Consider the following 18,883-nt stretch of genomic DNA (forward strand, 5'->3'; position numbering starts at 1 on the left):
GAACCGACCCTCGATGCCGAAACCTGCCATTGCGCTCGACTTATTATTGCTGCCGACCTGGCTGGTACCCGTCGAACCTGCAGGCGTTGTGCTCAAGGAGCACGGCCTGGGCATCCGCGACGGTCGCATCGTGTTTATCGGCCCGCGCGCCGAAGCATTGAAGTGTAACGCCACGGAAATCCGCGAACTGCCGGACGTACTGCTCGCCCCCGGCCTGATCAATGCCCACGGCCACGCGGCGATGACGCTGTTCCGCGGTCTGGCCGATGATCTGCCGCTGATGACCTGGCTGGAAAACCACATCTGGCCGGCCGAAGCGAAATGGGTCGATGAAGAATTCGTCCGCGACGGCACCGATCTAGCCATCGCCGAGCAGATCAAGGGCGGCATCACTTGTTTCTCGGACATGTATTTCTTCCCGAAAGTCGCCAGCGAACGCGTACACAACAGCGGCATTCGCGCGCAAATCGCGATTCCGATCCTTGATTTCCCGATTCCGGGCGCCAGCAACGCCGATGAAGCCATTCGTCAGGGCGTCGAACTGTTCGGCGATCTGAAGCACCACGAACGCATCAAGATCACTTTCGGCCCCCATGCACCGTACACCGTCGGCGACGAAAACCTCGAGAAAATCCGCGTGATTGCCGAGGAACTGGACGCCTCGATCCATATGCACGTGCACGAAACCGCTTTCGAAGTTCAGCAGTCACTGGAGCAGCGCGGCGAACGTCCGCTCGCTCGCCTCGGCCGTCTCGGCCTGCTCGGCCCGCGCTTCCAGGCCGTGCACATGACCCAGATCAGCGAGGATGACCTGGCGTTGCTGGTAGAAAGCAACACCAGCGTGATCCATTGCCCGGAATCCAACCTGAAACTCGCCAGCGGCTTCTGCCCGGTCGAGCGTTTGTGGCAGGCTGGGGTAAATGTCGCGGTCGGCACCGATGGCGCCGCCAGCAATAACGATCTCGATCTGCTCGGCGAAACCCGCACCGCCGCGCTGCTGGCCAAAGCCGTCGCCGGCTCCGCCACCGCGCTGGACGCCCATCGGGCGCTGCGCATGGCCACCCTGAATGGCGCGCGCGCACTGGGCATAGAAGCGCAAGTCGGCTCGCTGGAAATCGGCAAAGCTGCCGACATCGTCGCTTTCGACCTGTCCGGCCTGGCGCAGCAACCGGTGTACGACCCGGTTTCGCAACTTATATATGCCACCGGTCGCGATTGCGTGAAACACCTGTGGGTCGCCGGCAAACAACTGCTCGACGACCGGCGCCTGACCCGACTCGACGAAGAACAGCTAGGCGTCACCGCCCGGGCCTGGGGCCAGCGCATCAGCGGCCACACCGAATCGTAAACACCCCGGCGCGAACGCTAGGGCTACAGCCTTTTTCAAGTTTCAGAGGATTTAACATGAGTAACGTCGACCACGCCGAAATCGCCAAATTCGAAGCCCTGGCCCATCGCTGGTGGGACCGCGAAAGCGAATTCAAACCGCTGCACGACATCAACCCGCTGCGGGTCAACTGGATTGACGAGCGGGTTAATCTGGCCGGCAAGAAAGTCCTCGACGTCGGCTGCGGCGGCGGCATCCTCAGCGAAGCCATGGCCCAGCGTGGCGCCACCGTGATGGGCATCGACATGGGCGAAGCGCCACTGGCGGTCGCGCAATTGCATCAGCTGGAATCCGGCGTCAGCGTCGAATACCGCCAGATCACCGCCGAAGCCCTGGCCGAAGAAATGCCTGAGCAGTTCGACGTGGTCACTTGCCTGGAAATGCTCGAGCACGTGCCTGATCCGTCGTCGGTGATTCGCGCCTGCTTCCGCATGGTCAAGCCCGGTGGCCAGGTGTTCTTCTCGACCATCAACCGCAACCCGAAGGCGTACCTGTTCGCCATCATCGGCGCTGAATACATCATGAAGCTGCTGCCGCGCGGCACCCATGACTTCAAGAAATTCATCCGCCCGTCCGAGCTCGGTGCCTGGAGCCGCATGGCCGGCCTGACCGTCAAGGACATCATCGGCCTGACGTACAACCCGCTGACCAAGCACTACAAGCTGGCCAACGACGTTGACGTCAACTACATGATCCAGACCCTGCGCGAGGAGTAAGCCGATGGCCATCAGAGCAGTTCTCTTCGACATGGACGGCACCCTGCTCGACACGGCGCCGGACTTCATCGCCATCTGCCAGGCGATGCGCGCGGATCGTGGCTTGCCGCCGATCAACGACAAGCACATCCGCGACGAAATCTCCGGCGGCGCCAAGGCCATGGTTGCGGTGACGTTCTCGATGGACCCCGAGTCGCCGGGCTTCGAAGAACTGCGTCTGGAGTTCCTCGAGCGCTATCTGGTCGGTTGCGCCGTACACAGCAAGCTGTTCGACGGCATGGGTGAACTGCTCGCCGATATCGAAAAGGCCAATTTGATCTGGGGCGTGGTCACCAACAAGCCGCTGCGCTTTGCCGAGCCGATCATGCAACAACTGGGGCTGGCCGAGCGTTCGGCACTGCTGATCTGCCCGGATCACGTGAAAAACAGCAAGCCGGATCCGGAGCCGTTGATCCTTGCATGCAAAATGCTTGATCTGGATCCGGCGACGGTTCTGTTTGTCGGCGATGATCTGCGCGATATCGAATCGGGCCGCGACGCCGGTACGAAAACCGCTGCGGTGACGTTTGGCTACATTCACCCGGACGACAACCCACGTCACTGGGGTGCGGACGTGGTGGTGGATCATCCGTCGGAGTTGCGCAAGGTGCTCGATAGCGCGCTTTGCAGCTGCTGAGACCTGACGCAGAGCGTCATTGGTTGCATTCCCACGCAGAGCTTGGGAACGATCTGACTTGATGAGGTTTTTATGTTTGATTACTCCGCTCGTCCCGAATTGCTCAAGGATCGGGTCATTCTGGTCACCGGTGCCGGTCGTGGCATTGGCGCGGCTGCGGCGAAAACCTACGCCGCTCATGGCGCTACGGTATTGCTGCTGGGCAAGACCGAAGCCAATCTGACCCAGGTCTACGACGAAATCGAAGCGGCAGGCCATCCGCAACCGGCGGTGATTCCGTTCAACCTCGAAACCGCCCTGCCTCATCAGTACGATGAACTGGCAGCGATGATCGAAGCCGAATTCGGCCACCTCGACGGTTTGCTGCACAACGCTTCGATCATCGGCCCACGCACGCCGATCGAGCAGTTGTCCGGCGAAAACTTCATGCGCGTCATGCAGGTCAACGTCAACGCCATGTTCATGCTGACCAGCACCCTGCTGCCACTGCTCAAGCTGTCGCAAGATGCCTCGGTGGTGTTCACCTCCAGCAGCGTCGGCCGCAAGGGTCGGGCGTACTGGGGCGCCTATGGCGTGTCGAAGTTCGCCACCGAAGGTCTGATGCAAACCCTGGCCGATGAAGTCGACGGTGTGGCGCCAGTACGCTCGAACAGCATCAACCCGGGCGGCACCCGCACAAGCATGCGTGCGCAAGCCTATCCGGGCGAAAACCCACTGAACAATCCGACACCGGAAGAAATCATGCCGGTCTACCTGTACCTGATGGGCCCGGACAGCACCGGCATCAACGGTCAGGCGTTCAACGCGCAATAACTGCCATACGTCGCATTTGTTGCCGCGGCAGATTCCTGTCGCGGCATGCATTTGCCGCCCGAGAGCGTCACAATCCAGTCAATTTTCCAGCACCAGTCTCTTACCTTTAAAGCCAAGCCATTGATTACAAACGGGTTAAATAAAACCGAACTGAATGGCACGACTTTCGCTCTAATTTCCCTCAAAGCAAGCCGCGTGAAGGCAATGGGGCGAAGCCGATTTCGATAGCTGACTAATCGTTATCCGGCAGACTAGACTTACGCCAAACGTCCTACGGGACTGATGGATCAGTATGACGCGCAGCCCATAGCCGCTCTCACCCAGCCTGTAAGACGGACTTACCGCTAAGGGTTCACGCCATATGAAATCACCCTCCCAGACCAATGCAATTGACTTTGACAGTGCCAAATTGCAACGCCTGGGCTTTGGTCAACTGCCTCCCCTTCTGGAGCGACCGGCCAGCCTGGCGCAACTGCGCCAGCAAATGAGCCTGCAACTGCAGACCAGCCTTGAGCCGCAACGCATCCTCGGTCTGTTCTTCCGCGAAGTTCAGCGCCTCGTGCCGCTGGACGCGCTCAGCTATGTGCACCAAGGCAGCGATTTGCGCCTGGAGTTCGGTACTCGCGGCCACCACTCGATCAGCTATAGCCTCAGCCACGAAGGCGAGCACATGGGTGAACTGATATTCCGCCGCAATCAGCGCTTCAACGAACAGGATCAGGGCAACCTTGAATCGCTGTTGTCGTCGCTGCTGTACCCGATGCGCAATGCCCTGCTCTACCGCGCCGCCACGCAGAGCGCCCTGCGTGACCCGTTGACCGGCGCCGGTAACCGCATCGCCATGGAGCAGACCTTGCAGCGCGAGATCGACATGTCGCGTCGGCATGTGCAGCCGCTCTCGGTGTTGATGCTCGACATCGATCACTTCAAACGGGTCAACGACAGCCATGGCCACAGCGCCGGCGATGACGTACTTAAAGCCATCGCCGCGACCATCAAGGCGCAACTGCGCAACGTCGACATGGTGTTTCGTTACGGTGGCGAAGAGTTTCTGGTGCTGCTGTCCAATACCAGCCGGGATGCGGCCGCAATGGTCGGCGAACGGTTGCGTTATGCGACGCAGGCAGCTGAATACTATGCGGACGGGCAGTTGATCGAATTGACTGTGAGCCTGGGATGTTCGACGTTGTTGCCGGGCGAATCGGCCGACAGCTTGCTGCGCCGTGCCGACAGTGCGCTGTATGTGGCCAAGCGTGAAGGCCGGAATCGGCTGGCCATGGCCGGCTAAGGCTTTCCAACCAACACAAAACAGTGTGGGAGCGAGCCTGCTCGCGAATGCAATCTGACATTCAACCATGAGTTGACTGACGGACCGCTTTCGCGAGCAGGCTCGCTCCCACATTGGTTTTGCGTTAAGCCGAAATCAGCTCTCGACTACCGCCCTGCGCTCTCGGTTGACCAACAAGCGCTCCGACGTTTCCAGTTGCATGCAACGCTCCAGAAACAGATACATGTAGTCGTAGCTCTTGCACACCGCCTGACGCAACTCGGTCTGCAAGGCCTTGCTCGGGTTCATCCCGGCCAGGGTACAGATGATTTCCAGCGCTTCCCAGGGATGGGCATCGTCATACTGGGCATGCATCTTCAGCCACTTCATCGCGCGCTTGCGATCCTCTTCGGGAAACGCTGCGGCGTACACGCCGGTGGAGCAGACCAGCGCCGACCACTCCCCGGTCGCGCCTTCGATGGCATAGTTGGTCGCGGCGATGGCCACAATCAGCGAATCAGCCGAACTGGTGTGCCAGCACCAGTGACTCAGCGCATGCAGTTCCGGCGGCACATGCTGGGCCTGAAGGTCTTCCAGGCTGACGCCATGGGCACGACTCCAATGCACCCAGTAATCGGCGTGATTGAGTTCAACGCGGATATTGCGCATCAGCCAGCGCCGCGCCATGTCTTCGCCCGGGTGACGGGCAAACCTGGTTTTGGTGAGATTCTGCGCCATGTACAACGCAAACTGCTCAACCACCGGCCAGCCCCCGATCAGGTACTGACGCATGGTTCTGGCGCTGAGCTTGTTATCACGCATGCGCAGGTAAAGTTCATGTTCGACAACCCGGCGCTTGCTCTCGCTGCAATCCTGTATGAGCTGTTGCGCCCAGGCTGGATAACTTGCAGCTTCCATGAGTGGTCCGGTTCGGTTGAATGTGTCGATCACTGTTCGGCTCCTTTTGATTTGTGATTGTAAGGATCGGCGAGAGACTTCAACGGAACGTGCCAGGCGCTTTGAATAACAGCGGTTGCGGTCTGGCGGGCCGACTTTGCAAACTGTCACAGGTAAACAACTGTGGGCGTTCTATAACATAACCCTGAGCGTAATCCACACCAATTTCAAGCAATGCCTGCTCGATCTGGGTTGTTTCAACAAACTCGGCAATTGTCTGCTTACCCATGACATGCCCGATGTGATTGATCACTTCGACCATTGCGCGGTTAATCGGGTCGTCCAGCATATCCTTTACGAAACTCCCGTCGATCTTCAGGAAGTCTACAGGCAAATGTTTCAGATAAGCGAATGAAGACATTCCGGCGCAAAAGTCATCTAACGAAAAGTAGCAACCTAAGCCTTTGAGTTCATTAATAAATCTTATTGCACTGCCGAGATTTGCAATTGCACTGGTTTCTGTAATTTCAAAACAAATCATTTCAGGCGGTATTGCGTAGTTAACAAACTGCTCGCGCAGAAAGTGCAAAAACGCGTCATCTCCTATAGTAATGCCTGACAGATTAATCGCACACATTGCTAAAGGCTCTTGATGTTCTTGCGCAATACATTGAGCAATAACCTTGAATACGTTCTGAACTACCCAACGATCCAGTTGACTCATCAAACCATAACGCTCGGCAGCAGGAATGAAACTGTCCGGCAGAATCATCCGCCCGGCTTCATCATGCAGTCGCAGCAGAATCTCGATGTGCCCACCCTTGTTGTCGCCCGGCTTGAGCGGGGCGATTTCCTGGGCGTAGAGACAAAAGCGGTCTTCTTCCAGCGCCATGTGCAGACGTTGCACCCAAGCCATTTCACCAAAGCGCAGCGACAGCTCGGAATCGTCGGCGTGGTAGACCTGCACCCGGTTGCGGCCCTTCTCCTTGGCCATGTAACAGGCCATATCGGCGGCGCGTAATGAGGATTCAAGGGTGGTCGGGGTCTGCGTGATATGCACCAGACCAATGCTCACCGTGGTCAGGAACGGCCGCCCCTTCCAGACAAAATGCAGATTCTGCACAGTCTGGCGCAGCGCCTCGGCAATCTTCTCCGCCGCGTCCGGTGCGCAGTTCTCCAGCAGAATGCCGAACTCATCGCCGCCAAGTCGTGCCAGCGTATCGCCCTCGCGCAGCCCCGATTGCAGCAGCGTACAAATGTGCCGCAACAACTCATCACCGGCGGCGTGACCACAGGTGTCGTTGACCAGTTTGAATTGATCGAGGTCGAGGAACATCAGCGCATGCCGACCGGAATGGCGCGTGAGGTTGTGCAGTGCCTGCTCCAGCCGGTATTCGAACTCGCGACGATTGGCCAGCCCGGTCAGCGCATCATGGGTGGCCTGCCACGACAGATTGGCGATGTATTGCCGCTCCTGAGTCATGTCGTGCAACACCAGCACCGTGCCGCTGACCTTGCCGGCATTGCGGATCGGCGCGCCGACCAGCGTCACCGACAATGTCGTGCCATCCAGGCGCTGGATCAGTTTCGAATGCTCGCTGCCGCCACTGAGCTGGCCGCTGAGAATGTGCTCGATCAGCGTCAGGCCTTCAGCCTGAGCGTTGTCGTCGAGCAAATTGAACAGCGCGGCCAGCGGCAGGCCGGCCGCCTGCTCAGCCTTCCAGTGGGTCATGGCTTCGGCGGCCGGGTTCATGTAATCAATGGCGCCGCTGACATCGGTGGTGATGACGCCATCACCGATCGAATGCAGCGTGACGTGCGCCCGATCCTTCTCCAGTTGCAGCGCCTCGGCAAAAGCGTGGCGCTGCTTGAGCAATTTGTGCGTGCGCCACAAGGCCAGCACGATCAGCCCAAGTGCCGTGGCCAGGTTGGTGAACAGCAGCAGACGCATGATCATCCGCGAACCTTCGCCCAAGGCATCGCTGAAGGCTTTCGCGGCCGGCGTCACACCATCGTTGATAGCGAAAATCCGCGCCTTCCAGCGCTGGACATCGGCACTGTTGGCGGTGTTCTGCGAGATGCTGCGGTGCATCTCCTGCGCCACGTCATCCAGTTCGACCAGATAGGCGTCACCGACCGTCCAACGATCAATGGCAGTTTCCAGATAACTGAAATGGCGGAAGTTGAGGTACAGCCAGATCAGGCTGGAGACGTCATCCGGGTGGTTGCCGCCCTTGAGAATACCTTCACGCGCTGCGGCCAGATCCGGCGGCTGATGATCCAGCGCCAGACGCAACTGATGCCCGCCCTGTGGCACGGCAATCGCGTTGCGGTATTTGAGGAGAATTGCCTCGTCGCGACTGTCGGCGTACAGATTGAGGTAATAGATCGCGTCTTTCTGGCCTTTGGACCAAAGGCTTTCACCAGCGACATAACCGCGAACGGCCGAGAGCACGTAAAGACTCACGCCGCCCAATAACGCTTGAAATAACACGACGGCAATAAATGGCCAGACGATGCCCAACAACCGTGGCGTTCCGAGAGTCCGCTTTTGCTTCATGAGATCCCTTGCGCAAGCACTGCCAGATGAACACCGGAAAATCCCGTTCCTGACAGCTCAGCCTAGGCTAATTTTCGCCAAGTCAAAGGGACAGCTCTGCCGTCCTCTGGGTCGATTGTGCAAATGGCTGGTCTGCTTGAGCGTTCCGGTTGATTTTACTCAATGCAATTCAAGCACTAAGCACAGAAACCGGGACGAAACTCAAGGGCGCTGGATCTGCTGCAGGTGACCATAGAGCTTGGCATACAGACCGCCATCGGCAATCAGCTGCTGGTGATCGCCGTCCTCAGCGACCTGACCGCCATCGAACACCAGCACGCGATCAGCCTGTTTCACCGCCGACAGTCGGTGAGCAATGATCAGCGTGGTGCGGCCATTGAGGAAACGCGCCATGGCCTGATGCAGGTTGTATTCGGTGGCGGCGTCGAGGGCCGAAGTGGCTTCGTCGAGGATGACGACTTTCGGCTCGGCGAGGATCATCCGCGCGATGGCCAGGCGTTGCCGTTGACCGCCCGACAAGCGCACGCCGGAGCGGCCGACGATACTGTCCAGGCCATTGGGCAAGGCGCGGATGGTCGCTTCGAGCTGAGCGATTTCCAGCGCCTGCCAGCAGGCTTCGTCGCTGCGAGTGCGGCCCATGGTCAGGTTGGCGCGCACGGTATCGTTGAACAGTGCCGGGTGTTGCAGCACCACGGCAACGTTTTCCCGCACCGTTTCCAGGCCGATCTCCTGCTGGGTCGAGCCGCCGAAACGGATGGTGCCGGCCAGCGGCGTGTACAGCCCGAGGAGCAATTGCACCAAGGTACTTTTGCCACCGCCGCTGGCGCCGACAATCGCGACTTTTTCACCGGGAGCAATCGACAGATTCAGTTGATCCAGCACCAGTTCATCGCCGTAGCCGAAGCTCAGGCCTTGCACCTGAATGCCGACGGTGTCGCGGCCCTTGAACGGATCGACGCCGCCGGGATATTGCGGCTCATCGGCGCGCGCCAGCAGTTCGTTGATCCGCGTCAACGCCCCGCCCGCCGCGTAATAGGCGTATTGCAGATTGAGCAGTTGTTCGACCGGGCCGATCATGAACCACAGGTAACTGAACACCGCGAGCATCTGGCCGATCGACAGGTCGGAGAACAACACCGTGAGCATTGCCGCCGCGCGGAAGATGTCGATGCCGAACTGAAAGAGCAAACCACTGGCGCGGTTGGAGGCGTCGGTTTTCCACTGCGAGTTGACCGCGTAATTACGCACTTCCTGCGCACGCAGGCCGAGTCGCCCGAGGAAGAAGCCCTGACGGTTGCCGGCGCGGATTTCCTGAATCGCATCGAGGGTTTCGCTCAACGCCTGAGTGAAGCGCGAGGTGCTGTCGTTCTCGAGTTTCTTCAGGTGTTTGACGCGCTTGCCCAACTGCACCGTGGCGTAGATCACCAGCGGGTTGAACAGCAGAATCAGCAGCGCCAGCTTCCAGTGCATCCACATCAGGATGCTCGCGGTGCCAACCAGTGTGAGCATCGCCACCAGAAAGCGGCTAAGAGTTTCGCCAACGAATTTGTCGAGGGTATCGAGGTCAGTCACCAAGTGCGTGGTCACCGTGCCGCTGCCGAGGCTTTCGTATTCGCCGAGGGAAATCCGCTTGAGGCGTTCGATCAGGCGTACGCGAATGCGATAGACGATGTCTTTGGCCAGCCGTGCGAACAGCCGCGACTGCAACACGCCAAAGCACAGCGAGCCACATCGCAACGTCAGGGTGACCAACAACATCAAGCCGATGTAACCCGCCGCCTGCTGCCACATTGTCGGCAGCACATGGTTCATGACTTTCAGCGCTGCATCGCCGTGGCCGAGCAGGACTTCATCGACCAGCAACGGCAGCAGCAATGGGATCGGCACGCTGCACAACGTCGCCAGCACAGCCACACCGTTGGCGATCCACAGGGATTTTTTGTGAGTGAGTGCCAGTCGCCGGACTTCTGCCCAGCTCAGCCGGTCGACACGCTTTACGGCTGGCGTGTCATCGGCCAGATCAGACACAGGCCGCACGCTCCAGCCATCGACCCAGTAACGGCGACAGTTCACTGAGCGGTTGATAGCCGTTGGTCAGCAGTGCCAGTTGGCCGTTGCGTTCGGCGAGCAGGGTCGGGAAACCGGCGATGCCGAGATCCTGCACCCAACTGAAATCGGCCTGAGTGGCTTTATGTTGATCGGCATGATCAAACAATGCAGCGAACTCGATGCGCGGCACGCCGGCCTTTTCTGCCAGCTCAACCAGTACGCTGGCCTGGGTGACATCGCGACCTTCTGCGTAAAACGCCTGCTGGATCAGCCCGACCAGTGTCCACGCGCAATCCGGTGCCAGGCTGCGCGCGGTGACGATTGCGCGGCAGGCCGGCTCGGTGTCGTAGACGAAACCGTCGGGCAGCGCACCGTCGAACCTGAACGCCTGGCCGGTGGCCTCGGTGACCGCTTGCCAGTGCTCAAGAATATAGCGCCGTGTGGTCGGCTCCAGCGCCGAACCGCTGCCAGTGCGCAACCCGCCGACCACCAGATGCAACTCCACCCCGGCTGCTTGCGCCTGCTCGACCAATGCCTTGGCCACCGGAGCAAATCCCCAGCACCACGAACACATCGGATCCATCACATAGAGCAGGCGCGCAGACATGGTTAAGCCTCGGTGGATGCTTGCTTGTAGTTGTAGCCGATCGGGTGCGGCATGTTGCGCGCCTTGGCCAGTTCGATCTGCTTCTGCCGATCGATCGCGCTGCGGCGGGTCTTCTCACTCAGCTTGTCCCAGCAATGCGGGCAGCTGATGCCGGCCACATAATGCTCCGAAGCGCGATCTTCAACACTGACCGGTGTGCGGCAGGCATGACATTGATCGTAGTCGCCTTCGCTGAGGTCGTGACGCACGGTCACGCGGTTGTCGAACACGAAGCAGTCGCCCTGCCACTTGGTTTCCTCCTGCGGCACCTCTTCAAGGTACTTCAGGATGCCACCCTTGAGGTGGTAAACCTCTTCATAGCCTTCGCCGAGCATGTAGCTCGAGGCTTTTTCGCAGCGAATGCCACCGGTGCAGAACATCGCGACCTTTTTGTGCACGGCCGGGTTGAAGTGTTCTTTGATGTAGTCGGGGAATTCGCGAAAACTGGTGGTTTTCGGATCGATGGCGCCTTCGAAGGTGCCGATCGACACTTCGTAATCGTTGCGCGTGTCGATCAACAGCACTTCGGGGTCGCTGATCAACGCGTTCCAGTCTTGCGGATCAACGTAAGTGCCGACTTTTTTGTTCGGGTCGACGCCTTCGACACCGAGGGTGACGATCTCTTTCTTCAGTTTGACCTTGGTGCGATAGAACGGCTGCTCGTCGCAGTACGACTCTTTGTGATCGATGTCGATCATGCGTGGGTCGTTCTTCAGCCAGGCGAGCAGGCCATCAATGCCTTCGCGGCTGCCGGAGACCGTGCCGTTGATGCCTTCTTCGGCGATCAGCAGGGTGCCTTTGATCTGGTTGTCGACCATCGCTTGCAGCAGGGGCTCGCGCAGGTCAACGTAATCTTCGAGGGTGACGAACTTATACAGTGCCGCCACGACAATCGGTTGTGTCATGGGTATTTCTCCAGGTGGCTACCCTCGCAAAGGGTGAACCGGATTCAAAAAAAAACGCGCCGGGTGAGCGGCGCGTTGCGGATTCTAGCAAAAAACCGAAGCTTAATGCTTGCTGCCGCCGGCACAGGTCGGCGACGCCGGGGCGGCGTCGATCTCTGCCCATTCCTGCGGGGTGTAGGTGTGCAGCGCCAACGCATGGAACTCGCCCATCAGCTCGCCGAGCGTGCCGTAGACTTTCTGGTGGCGCTTGACCCGGTTCAGGCCGTCGAACTGCGCGCTGACCACCACTGCCTTGAAGTGCGTCTGTAACCCGCGACTGTGCATATGGCTTTCATCCAGCACTTGCAGGTGCTCAGGCTGAAGCAGGGCCAGCGTCGATTCGATGCGTTGTTGCATGGTCATCACGAACTCCGCTTACTTCTTCTTGGCCGGCGCAGCTGCTGGGGCCAGCTCTTTGGTCATGTCGTCGAGCAGCTTGTTGACGACCGGTACGGCGCTTTCCAGTTTGGCCTGGGTCATCTGGGCCGATTGCTGAGTCAGCTGCGGCATTTTTTCCAGGACTTTCTTGCCCAGTGGCGACTGGTAGAACGCGACCAGATCTTTCAGCTCGGATTCGCTGAAGTTAGTGGTGTAGAGCTTGACCATATCCGGCTTCAGCTTGTTCCAGCCAATGGCCTGGTCCAGCGCGGCGTTGGCCTTGGCCTGGTAGGTTTCCAAAACGGCTTTCTTGGCTTCCGGGGCTTTGGTCTGCTCAAAACGCTGAGCGAACATTTGCTGTACTTGCATGTACACCGGAGTGCCGAGTTTGTCAGCGTGAGCCAGGGTCAGGAAAGCTTCGGCACTGGCGTTGTGGCTGGCGGTATCGGCAAGCACCTGGCCGCTGGCGCAAACCAGTGCAACCGCGGTGCAGATGGCACGAAGACGAGTCATCGAGTTTCCTTTTAAGCAAAGCGAGGTCAAACCCCAAGGGCGACCATTCTGCGCCTAAAAAACCTTGTCGCTCAACCCCCGAGCCTTGCCGCGCTTGATTGGCGGGGTTTTACCGGTCAACAATCGGTTCGAGGGAACCACCACGGCCGATGCCGGCCTAAACTGCGCAAACAGACCAACAGGAGTGTGCACGATGAGCCGTATCGAAACCGACAGCCTGGGCCAGATCGAAGTCCCGGACGACGCTTACTGGGGTGCTCAGACGCAACGCTCGCTGATCAACTTCGCCATTGGTCAGGAACGCATGCCGCTGCCGGTGCTGCACGCCTTGGCCCTGATCAAGAAAGCCGCCGCCCGCGTCAATGACCGCAACGGCGATCTGCCCGCCGATATCGCCCGCCTGATCGAACAGGCCGCCGACGAAGTCCTCGATGGCCAGCACGACGACCAATTCCCGCTGGTGGTCTGGCAGACCGGCAGCGGCACCCAGAGCAACATGAACGTCAACGAAGTGATCGCCGGTCGCGCCAACGAACTGGCCGGCAACCCGCGCGGCGGCAAGACGCCGGTGCACCCCAACGATCACGTCAACCGCTCGCAAAGCTCCAACGACTGCTTCCCCACCGCCATGAGCATCGCCACCGCCCAGGCCGTGCAGGAACAACTGCTGCCGGCGATTGCCGAGCTGTCCGGCGGCCTCGCTGAACTGGCGGCGCGGCACATGAAACTGGTGAAAACCGGACGCACACACATGATGGACGCGACGCCGATTACCTTCGGTCAGGAGCTGTCGGGTTTCATCGCGCAGCTGGATTACGCCGAACGCGCGATCCGCGCCGCACTGCCAGCGGTGTGTGAACTGGCGCAGGGAGGCACCGCGGTCGGCACCGGGCTGAATTCGCCGCACGGCTTTGGTGAAGCGATTGCCGCAGAGCTGGCGGCGCTGTCCGGCCTGCCCTTCGTCACCGCGCCGAACAAGTTCGCCGCCCTCGCCGGCCACGAGCCGCTGACCAGTCTTTCCGGCGCGCTGAAAACCCTCGCCGTGGCGCTGATGAAAATCGCCAACGACCTGCGTCTGCTCGGCTCCGGCCCACGCGCAGGTTTTGCCGAAGTACGCCTGCCGGCGAATGAGCCAGGCAGCTCGATCATGCCGGGCAAGGTCAATCCGACCCAGTGCGAGGCATTGTCGATGCTCGCCTGTCAGGTACTGGGCAACGACGTGACCATCGGCATTGCCGCGAGTCAGGGCCACTTGCAGTTGAACGTGTTCAAACCGGTGATCATCCATAACCTGCTGCAATCGATTCGTCTGCTGGCCGATGGCTGCAGCAACTTCCAGCAGCACTGCATTGCCGGGCTAGAGCCGGATGCCGAGGTCATGGCGCGACATCTTGAGCGTGGGTTGATGCTGGTGACGGCGCTGAACCCGCACATCGGCTATGACAAGTCGGCGGAGATTGCCAAGAAGGCCTACAGCGAAGGGCTGACGTTGCGTGAGGCGGCGTTGGGACTGGGGTATCTGACCGATGAAGAGTTTGATGCGTGGGTGCGGCCGGAGAATATGATCGAGGCTGGAGCCAAGGGCTGAGATTTTTGGCGCCTGAAAGTCCGTCTTCGCGAGCAGGCTCGCTCCCACATTCGATTGCATTCCTCTCATGAGAATCCGGTCAACTGTGGGAGCGAGCCTGCTCGCGAATGGCAGCGGCGCGGTTCAACTGGCCGCCATCTTCAACCGCCGCGCCTTCAACCCGGCAATCAACGATGGCCCCAACGCCACCAGCGCCGAACCCAACACCACCAGCACCGCGCCGCCATAACCCAACCCATTGATCTGCTCGGCATGCACATATTCCGGCCAGACCCCGGCTGCAATCGCCACCGCGCCAAACGTCACCAACGGCGTAATCGCCAACGTCGCGCTGACCCGCGACGCCTCCCAATGCGCCAGCGCCTCGGCGAACGCGCCATAGGCAATCAGCGTGTTCATGCAGCACGCCAGCAGCAGCCAGCCCTGCAGCGGACTGAGTTGCAGCGCTTCGAGCGGATGCACCCACGGCGTCAGCAACAGCGCACAGAACAGATAGATCACCATCATCACCTGCAGCGAATTCCACACCGTCAGCAATTGCTTCTGGCCCAGCGCATAGAAGGTCCACACCGTCGACGCCAACAGCACCAGCAAAACCCCTGCGGTGTAATCCGACAGCGAGGTCAGCAGCTCGGCCAGGCGCTGATTGAAGAACAGCACAAAACCGATCAATAGCACCGCCAGACCAATGCCCTGACCGATACTGAAGCGTTCCTTGAACACAAACAGACTGGCGATCAGCAACATGATCGGACCCATTTGCACCACCAGTTGTGCGGTACCGGGGCTGAGCAAATTGAGACCCATCAGGTACAACACATAGTTGCCGACCAGCCCGAGCACCGCCATCAACACCAGCCAGCCACCCTTGGGCCCAAGCACTTTGCGGCTGGGCAGGCGTTTTACCGCCGCCAGATAGATGAAGAGACAGCCGCCGGACACCAGCAGACGAAACCAGGTCACCGTGATCGGGTCCATCACCAGCAAGACCTGTTTGAGTTTGATCGGCAGGATGCCCCACAGAAACGCGGTCAGCAGCGCCAGGAACAAGCCGTAAACCCAGCGACCGGATGAAATGTGCATGGAAACCCCAAAGCCTGCTGACAAGTGCGCTCATTCTAGGCGCGCCCTGGATCGGCACACAGGGACAGTTAAGGCCAGGACGCGAATGAAACTGTGCAGGTCGCAGCATTAAATTGACGCGCCGCCGTTGATCGGCTGGCCGGGCGAGCCAAGTGCTTCAGGCATAAGCTCATTGGATCCCTTCCAGCACATCAGCCAAGGAGACCGCTCATGTTAGGAATGCGCGCCCGCGACAGCGCCCCCGAAATGCACTTTCGCAGCGACCGGGTGTGCCGGATCAATGGCGAACTGTTTTTCAGCACTCGGGAAAATACCCTTGAAGGGCCGTTTGAGAATGCCGAGAAGGCTGAGCAGGAAATAAAGGCGTATATCGCGCGGATGCAGCTGCCGGATTCCAACCGGACACCCAACTGATGCCATCGCGAGCAGGCTCACTCCTACAGGGGAACGCATTCCAACTGTAGGAGTGAGCCTGCTCGCGATAGCAATCCACCCGTCTACAAAACTCTTCCTGCCTTAACGCACCGCCTCAAACAACCCGGTCGCGCCCATCCCGCCGCCCACACACATCGTTACGATCCCATAACGCAAATTACGCCGCTGCAACTCGCGCACCAGATGCCCGACCTGCCGCGACCCGGTCATGCCGAACGGGTGGCCAATCGAAATCGAGCCACCATTGACGTTGTACTTTTCGTTATCGATCTCCAGCCGATCCCGGCTATAGAGGCACTGCGAAGCGAACGCCTCGTTCAGCTCCCACAAGTCGATATCCGCCACCTGCAAACCCTTGGCCTTGAGCAGTTTCGGCACCGAGAACACCGGGCCGATGCCCATCTCGTCCGGTTCGCAACCGGCCACGGTGAAACCACGGAAAAACGCTTTCGGCTTGAGGCCCAGTTGCAAGGCTTTTTCCAGGCTCATCACCAGTGTCATCGACGCACCGTCGGACAGTTGCGACGAGTTGCCCGCCGTTACCGAACCGTCCTCGGCGAATACCGGTTTTAGTCCTGCGAGACTTTCATAGGTGGTGTCCGGGCGGTTGCAGTCGTCGCGGTCGACGACGCCGTCGAGAATCTGCACTTCACCGGTGTTTTTGTCCTCGACGCGATACTTGACCGCCATCGGCACGATTTCATCGTTGAACAACCCGGCGGCCTGCGCCGCCGCAGTGCGAATCTGACTTTGCAGGGAGTAACGATCCTGCGCTTCACGACTGACGCCATAACGTCGCGCCACCACTTCGGCGGTCTGGCCCATCGTGTAATAAATACCCGGCGACTGCTGCTTGAGCGCAGGGTTGATCAGGTGATCGGTGTTGACACTTTTCATCGTCAGGCTGATCGACTCGACGCCGCCGGCAACGATGATGTCGCTGCAACCCGAGGCAATCTGGTTGGCGGCAATCGCAATCGCCTGCAAGCCCGACGAGCAGAAACGGTTGAGGGTCATGCCGGCGGTGCCAGTGCCCAAACGCGACAGCACCGCGACGTTACGGCCGATGTTGTAGCCCTGCGCGCCTTCGTTGGAGCCGGCGCCGACGATGCAATCCTCGACGCTGGCCGGGTCGATGTCGTTGCGCTCAAGCAGCGCGTTGACGCAATGGGCCGCCATGTCATCGGGACGGGTCTGGTTGAACTTGCCGCGAAAGGATTTGGCCAGGCCAGTCCGCACGCTGTCGACGATCACCACTTCACGCATGGCATACCTCATTGTTGTGGTCAGTTGAGAGTGGACCGAGCATAAGTCCACCGCATCAACCACCGCGACAATCATTCACCCCGCGTATGCGCGTCTATCGCCTCAGTCCTTGTGTTTTTTTGCGTGCTTGTCGGATTTCTCGAAGGCTTCTTCCAAGGCACGGTTGATCGTACGCAGCACTTTAACCCGTGCCCAGCGCTTGTCATTGGCTTCAACCAAGGTCCACGGCGCGATCTCGGAGCTGGTGCGATCGACCATATCGCCGACGGCGGCACGGTATTCATCCCACTTGTCGCGGTTGCGCCAGTCATCTTCGGTGATCTTGAAGCGCTTGAACGGGATCTCCTCGCGCTCCTGGAAACGCTCCATCTGTGTGTCCTTGTCGATGGCCAGCCAGAACTTGACCACGATCACTCCGGCGTCGGCCAGTTGCTCCTCGAAATCATTGATCTCGCCATAGGCGCGCAGCCAGTCGGCCGGCGTGCAGAAACCTTCGACCCGCTCGACCAAGACCCGGCCGTACCAGGAGCGGTCGAACACGGTGAACTTGCCGCGCGCCGGAATGTGCCGCCAGAAACGCCACAAGTACGGCTGCGCACGTTCCTCTTCAGTGGGCGCAGCGATTGGCACGATGTTGTATTGACGTGGATCGAGCGCCGCCGCGACCCGACGGATCGCCCCGCCCTTGCCCGCCGCGTCGTTGCCTTCGAACACCGCCACCAACGCGTGGCGGCGCATGCGTTTGTCGCGCATCAGCCCGGACAGGCGCGCCTGCTCGGTGATCAGTTGCTCTTCGTAGTCTTTCTTCTCAAGGCGCTGGGTCAGGTCGAGACTGTCGAGCAGGTTCAACTGATCGACCGGCGTGCCCAACGGCGCGGCGCTGACATCGTGCGGATGCACGTCCGCACGTTTCAGCGCATTTTGCAAACCTTCGAGGAGAATCTTGCCGACCGCCAGGCTGCGGTAGTTGGCGTCGGCGCCTTCGATCACATGCCACGGCGCGTAATCACGGCTGGTACGGCGCAGCACGCGCTCGCCGTATTTGACGAACTTGTCGTAGGTTTCCGATTGCTGCCAGTCCAGCGGGCTGATGCGCCAGCTGTGCAGCGGATCATCGGCCAGTGCCTTGAGCCGGGCCTTCATCTGTTTCTTCGAGAGATGAAACCAGAATTTGAAAATCAGCGCGCCTTCATCACAGAGCATCTTTTCCAGACGCTCGGCACCGGCAATCGCCTGATCCAGACGCGGATCCTTGAACAAGCCATGCACCCGTCCCTGCAGCATCTGGCTGTACCAGTTACCGAAGAAGATCCCCATACGCCCCTTGGCCGGGAGCATCCGCCAGTAGCGCCACGCCGGTGGCCGCGACAACTCTTCATCAGTCTGCTGATCGAAAGTGCGCACCTCGATCAGGCGCGGGTCCATCCACTCGTTGAGCAATTTGACCGTCTCGCCCTTGCCCGCACCCTCGATGCCGTTGATCAGGATGATCACCGGGAAACGCTTCTGCTGCTGCAATTCGAACTGGGCTTCGAGCAAGGCTTCACGCAATGCCGGGACGGCCGCATCAAAGGTGTCTTTGTCGATGGCGTGACCGATTTCAGCGGATTCAAACATGGGACGGCTCCTTCCAGGATTCAGCAAGACTAGCGGATTGGGCATAGC

17 protein-coding genes are annotated in these 18,883 nt (G+C 59.7%); 7 read left to right on the forward strand and 10 right to left on the reverse strand.

Annotated features, from left to right (window positions below; genetic code table 11):
• Positions 1-13 precede the first annotated feature (13 nt).
• From AC5SEM_RS17410 to AC5SEM_RS17430, 5 genes are all read left to right on the forward strand, one after another.
• Positions 14-1,348, forward strand: coding sequence for a TRZ/ATZ family hydrolase (locus AC5SEM_RS17410; protein ID WP_495470917.1), 1,335 nt, complete (start codon positions 14-16; stop codon positions 1,346-1,348).
• 56 nt (positions 1,349-1,404) lie between these two features.
• The gene (ubiG, locus tag AC5SEM_RS17415) at positions 1,405-2,103 is read left to right on the forward strand and encodes a bifunctional 2-polyprenyl-6-hydroxyphenol methylase/3-demethylubiquinol 3-O-methyltransferase UbiG (RefSeq protein ID WP_007908399.1); all 699 of its coding nucleotides are present in this window, start codon (positions 1,405-1,407) and stop codon (positions 2,101-2,103) included.
• 4 nt (positions 2,104-2,107) lie between these two features.
• Entirely contained in the window at positions 2,108-2,779 is a 672-nt protein-coding gene (mupP, locus tag AC5SEM_RS17420) for an N-acetylmuramic acid 6-phosphate phosphatase MupP (protein ID WP_016986964.1), read from the forward strand.
• 72 nt (positions 2,780-2,851) lie between these two features.
• A complete protein-coding gene (locus tag AC5SEM_RS17425; protein ID WP_007908397.1) occupies positions 2,852-3,592 on the forward strand; it encodes a YciK family oxidoreductase in 741 nt (246 codons plus the stop codon).
• Positions 3,593-3,953: 361 nt separating this feature from the next.
• Positions 3,954-4,880, forward strand: a complete 927-nt coding sequence (locus tag AC5SEM_RS17430; RefSeq protein ID WP_077574025.1) for a GGDEF domain-containing protein — start codon at positions 3,954-3,956, stop codon at positions 4,878-4,880.
• Positions 4,881-5,015: 135 nt separating this feature from the next.
• On the opposite strand, the gene AC5SEM_RS17435 is transcribed toward AC5SEM_RS17430, so the two are convergent.
• The 7 genes from AC5SEM_RS17435 to AC5SEM_RS17465 form a co-directional block, all read right to left on the reverse strand.
• Positions 5,016-5,777, reverse strand: coding sequence for an iron-containing redox enzyme family protein (locus AC5SEM_RS17435; RefSeq protein WP_371042511.1), 762 nt, complete (start codon positions 5,775-5,777; stop codon positions 5,016-5,018).
• A gap of 79 nt (positions 5,778-5,856) precedes the next feature.
• The gene (locus AC5SEM_RS17440; protein WP_116030486.1) at positions 5,857-8,316 is read right to left on the reverse strand and encodes an EAL domain-containing protein; all 2,460 of its coding nucleotides are present in this window, start codon (positions 8,314-8,316) and stop codon (positions 5,857-5,859) included.
• Between the two features lie 201 nt (positions 8,317-8,517).
• The gene (locus tag AC5SEM_RS17445) at positions 8,518-10,344 is read right to left on the reverse strand and encodes an ABC transporter ATP-binding protein (protein ID WP_116030485.1); all 1,827 of its coding nucleotides are present in this window, start codon (positions 10,342-10,344) and stop codon (positions 8,518-8,520) included.
• Positions 10,337-10,939, reverse strand: coding sequence for a DsbA family protein (locus tag AC5SEM_RS17450; protein WP_495473477.1), 603 nt, complete (start codon positions 10,937-10,939; stop codon positions 10,337-10,339). The genes AC5SEM_RS17445 and AC5SEM_RS17450 overlap by 8 nt, the downstream gene beginning before the upstream one ends.
• 35 nt (positions 10,940-10,974) lie before the next feature.
• Positions 10,975-11,916, reverse strand: a complete 942-nt coding sequence (gene trhO / locus AC5SEM_RS17455; RefSeq protein WP_116030484.1) for an oxygen-dependent tRNA uridine(34) hydroxylase TrhO — start codon at positions 11,914-11,916, stop codon at positions 10,975-10,977.
• A 102-nt stretch (positions 11,917-12,018) separates the two neighbouring features.
• Entirely contained in the window at positions 12,019-12,318 is a 300-nt protein-coding gene (locus AC5SEM_RS17460) for a BolA family protein (RefSeq protein ID WP_064120325.1), read from the reverse strand.
• Positions 12,319-12,330: 12 nt separating this feature from the next.
• Entirely contained in the window at positions 12,331-12,846 is a 516-nt protein-coding gene (locus tag AC5SEM_RS17465) for a DUF2059 domain-containing protein (RefSeq protein WP_064391456.1), read from the reverse strand.
• Between the two features lie 193 nt (positions 12,847-13,039).
• Between AC5SEM_RS17465 and AC5SEM_RS17470 the strand changes: the two genes are divergently transcribed.
• A complete protein-coding gene (locus AC5SEM_RS17470) occupies positions 13,040-14,434 on the forward strand; it encodes a class II fumarate hydratase (protein WP_495470918.1) in 1,395 nt (464 codons plus the stop codon).
• 123 nt (positions 14,435-14,557) lie between these two features.
• Here AC5SEM_RS17470 and AC5SEM_RS17475 read toward each other — a convergent pair whose 3' ends face one another.
• Entirely contained in the window at positions 14,558-15,517 is a 960-nt protein-coding gene (locus AC5SEM_RS17475; RefSeq protein ID WP_495470919.1) for a DMT family transporter, read from the reverse strand.
• Positions 15,518-15,727: 210 nt separating this feature from the next.
• Between AC5SEM_RS17475 and AC5SEM_RS17480 the strand changes: the two genes are divergently transcribed.
• Positions 15,728-15,931, forward strand: a complete 204-nt coding sequence (locus AC5SEM_RS17480; RefSeq protein ID WP_495470920.1) for a DUF6316 family protein — start codon at positions 15,728-15,730, stop codon at positions 15,929-15,931.
• 102 nt (positions 15,932-16,033) lie between these two features.
• Here AC5SEM_RS17480 and AC5SEM_RS17485 read toward each other — a convergent pair whose 3' ends face one another.
• Both AC5SEM_RS17485 and pap read right to left on the reverse strand, forming a co-directional pair.
• Entirely contained in the window at positions 16,034-17,218 is a 1,185-nt protein-coding gene (locus AC5SEM_RS17485) for a thiolase family protein (RefSeq protein ID WP_495470921.1), read from the reverse strand.
• A gap of 102 nt (positions 17,219-17,320) precedes the next feature.
• Positions 17,321-18,835 (reverse strand): polyphosphate:AMP phosphotransferase, encoded by a 1,515-nt coding sequence (pap, locus tag AC5SEM_RS17490; RefSeq protein ID WP_160058972.1) that lies wholly within the window; start codon positions 18,833-18,835, stop codon positions 17,321-17,323.
• Positions 18,836-18,883 lie beyond the last annotated feature (48 nt).

The organism is Pseudomonas sp. CH61 (assembly GCF_059429415.1).

What these genes read in the sequence shown, in the direction of transcription:
- trhO (WP_116030484.1), bottom strand. Translation starts at nt 11,916, where the DNA reads ATGACACAACCGATTGTCGTGGCGGCACTGTATAAGTTCGTCACCCTC.
- AC5SEM_RS17475 (WP_495470919.1), bottom strand. Translation starts at nt 15,517, where the DNA reads ATGCACATTTCATCCGGTCGCTGGGTTTACGGCTTGTTCCTGGCGCTG.
- pap (WP_160058972.1), bottom strand. Translation starts at nt 18,835, where the DNA reads ATGTTTGAATCCGCTGAAATCGGTCACGCCATCGACAAAGACACCTTT.
- AC5SEM_RS17440 (WP_116030486.1), bottom strand. Translation starts at nt 8,316, where the DNA reads ATGAAGCAAAAGCGGACTCTCGGAACGCCACGGTTGTTGGGCATCGTC.
- AC5SEM_RS17430 (WP_077574025.1), top strand. Translation starts at nt 3,954, where the DNA reads ATGAAATCACCCTCCCAGACCAATGCAATTGACTTTGACAGTGCCAAA.
- AC5SEM_RS17480 (WP_495470920.1), top strand. Translation starts at nt 15,728, where the DNA reads ATGTTAGGAATGCGCGCCCGCGACAGCGCCCCCGAAATGCACTTTCGC.
- AC5SEM_RS17470 (WP_495470918.1), top strand. Translation starts at nt 13,040, where the DNA reads ATGAGCCGTATCGAAACCGACAGCCTGGGCCAGATCGAAGTCCCGGAC.
- AC5SEM_RS17450 (WP_495473477.1), bottom strand. Translation starts at nt 10,939, where the DNA reads ATGTGTTCGTGGTGCTGGGGATTTGCTCCGGTGGCCAAGGCATTGGTC.
- AC5SEM_RS17465 (WP_064391456.1), bottom strand. Translation starts at nt 12,846, where the DNA reads ATGACTCGTCTTCGTGCCATCTGCACCGCGGTTGCACTGGTTTGCGCC.
- mupP (WP_016986964.1), top strand. Translation starts at nt 2,108, where the DNA reads ATGGCCATCAGAGCAGTTCTCTTCGACATGGACGGCACCCTGCTCGAC.
- AC5SEM_RS17460 (WP_064120325.1), bottom strand. Translation starts at nt 12,318, where the DNA reads ATGACCATGCAACAACGCATCGAATCGACGCTGGCCCTGCTTCAGCCT.
- AC5SEM_RS17435 (WP_371042511.1), bottom strand. Translation starts at nt 5,777, where the DNA reads ATGGAAGCTGCAAGTTATCCAGCCTGGGCGCAACAGCTCATACAGGAT.
- ubiG (WP_007908399.1), top strand. Translation starts at nt 1,405, where the DNA reads ATGAGTAACGTCGACCACGCCGAAATCGCCAAATTCGAAGCCCTGGCC.
- AC5SEM_RS17485 (WP_495470921.1), bottom strand. Translation starts at nt 17,218, where the DNA reads ATGCGTGAAGTGGTGATCGTCGACAGCGTGCGGACTGGCCTGGCCAAA.
- AC5SEM_RS17425 (WP_007908397.1), top strand. Translation starts at nt 2,852, where the DNA reads ATGTTTGATTACTCCGCTCGTCCCGAATTGCTCAAGGATCGGGTCATT.
- AC5SEM_RS17410 (WP_495470917.1), top strand. Translation starts at nt 14, where the DNA reads ATGCCGAAACCTGCCATTGCGCTCGACTTATTATTGCTGCCGACCTGG.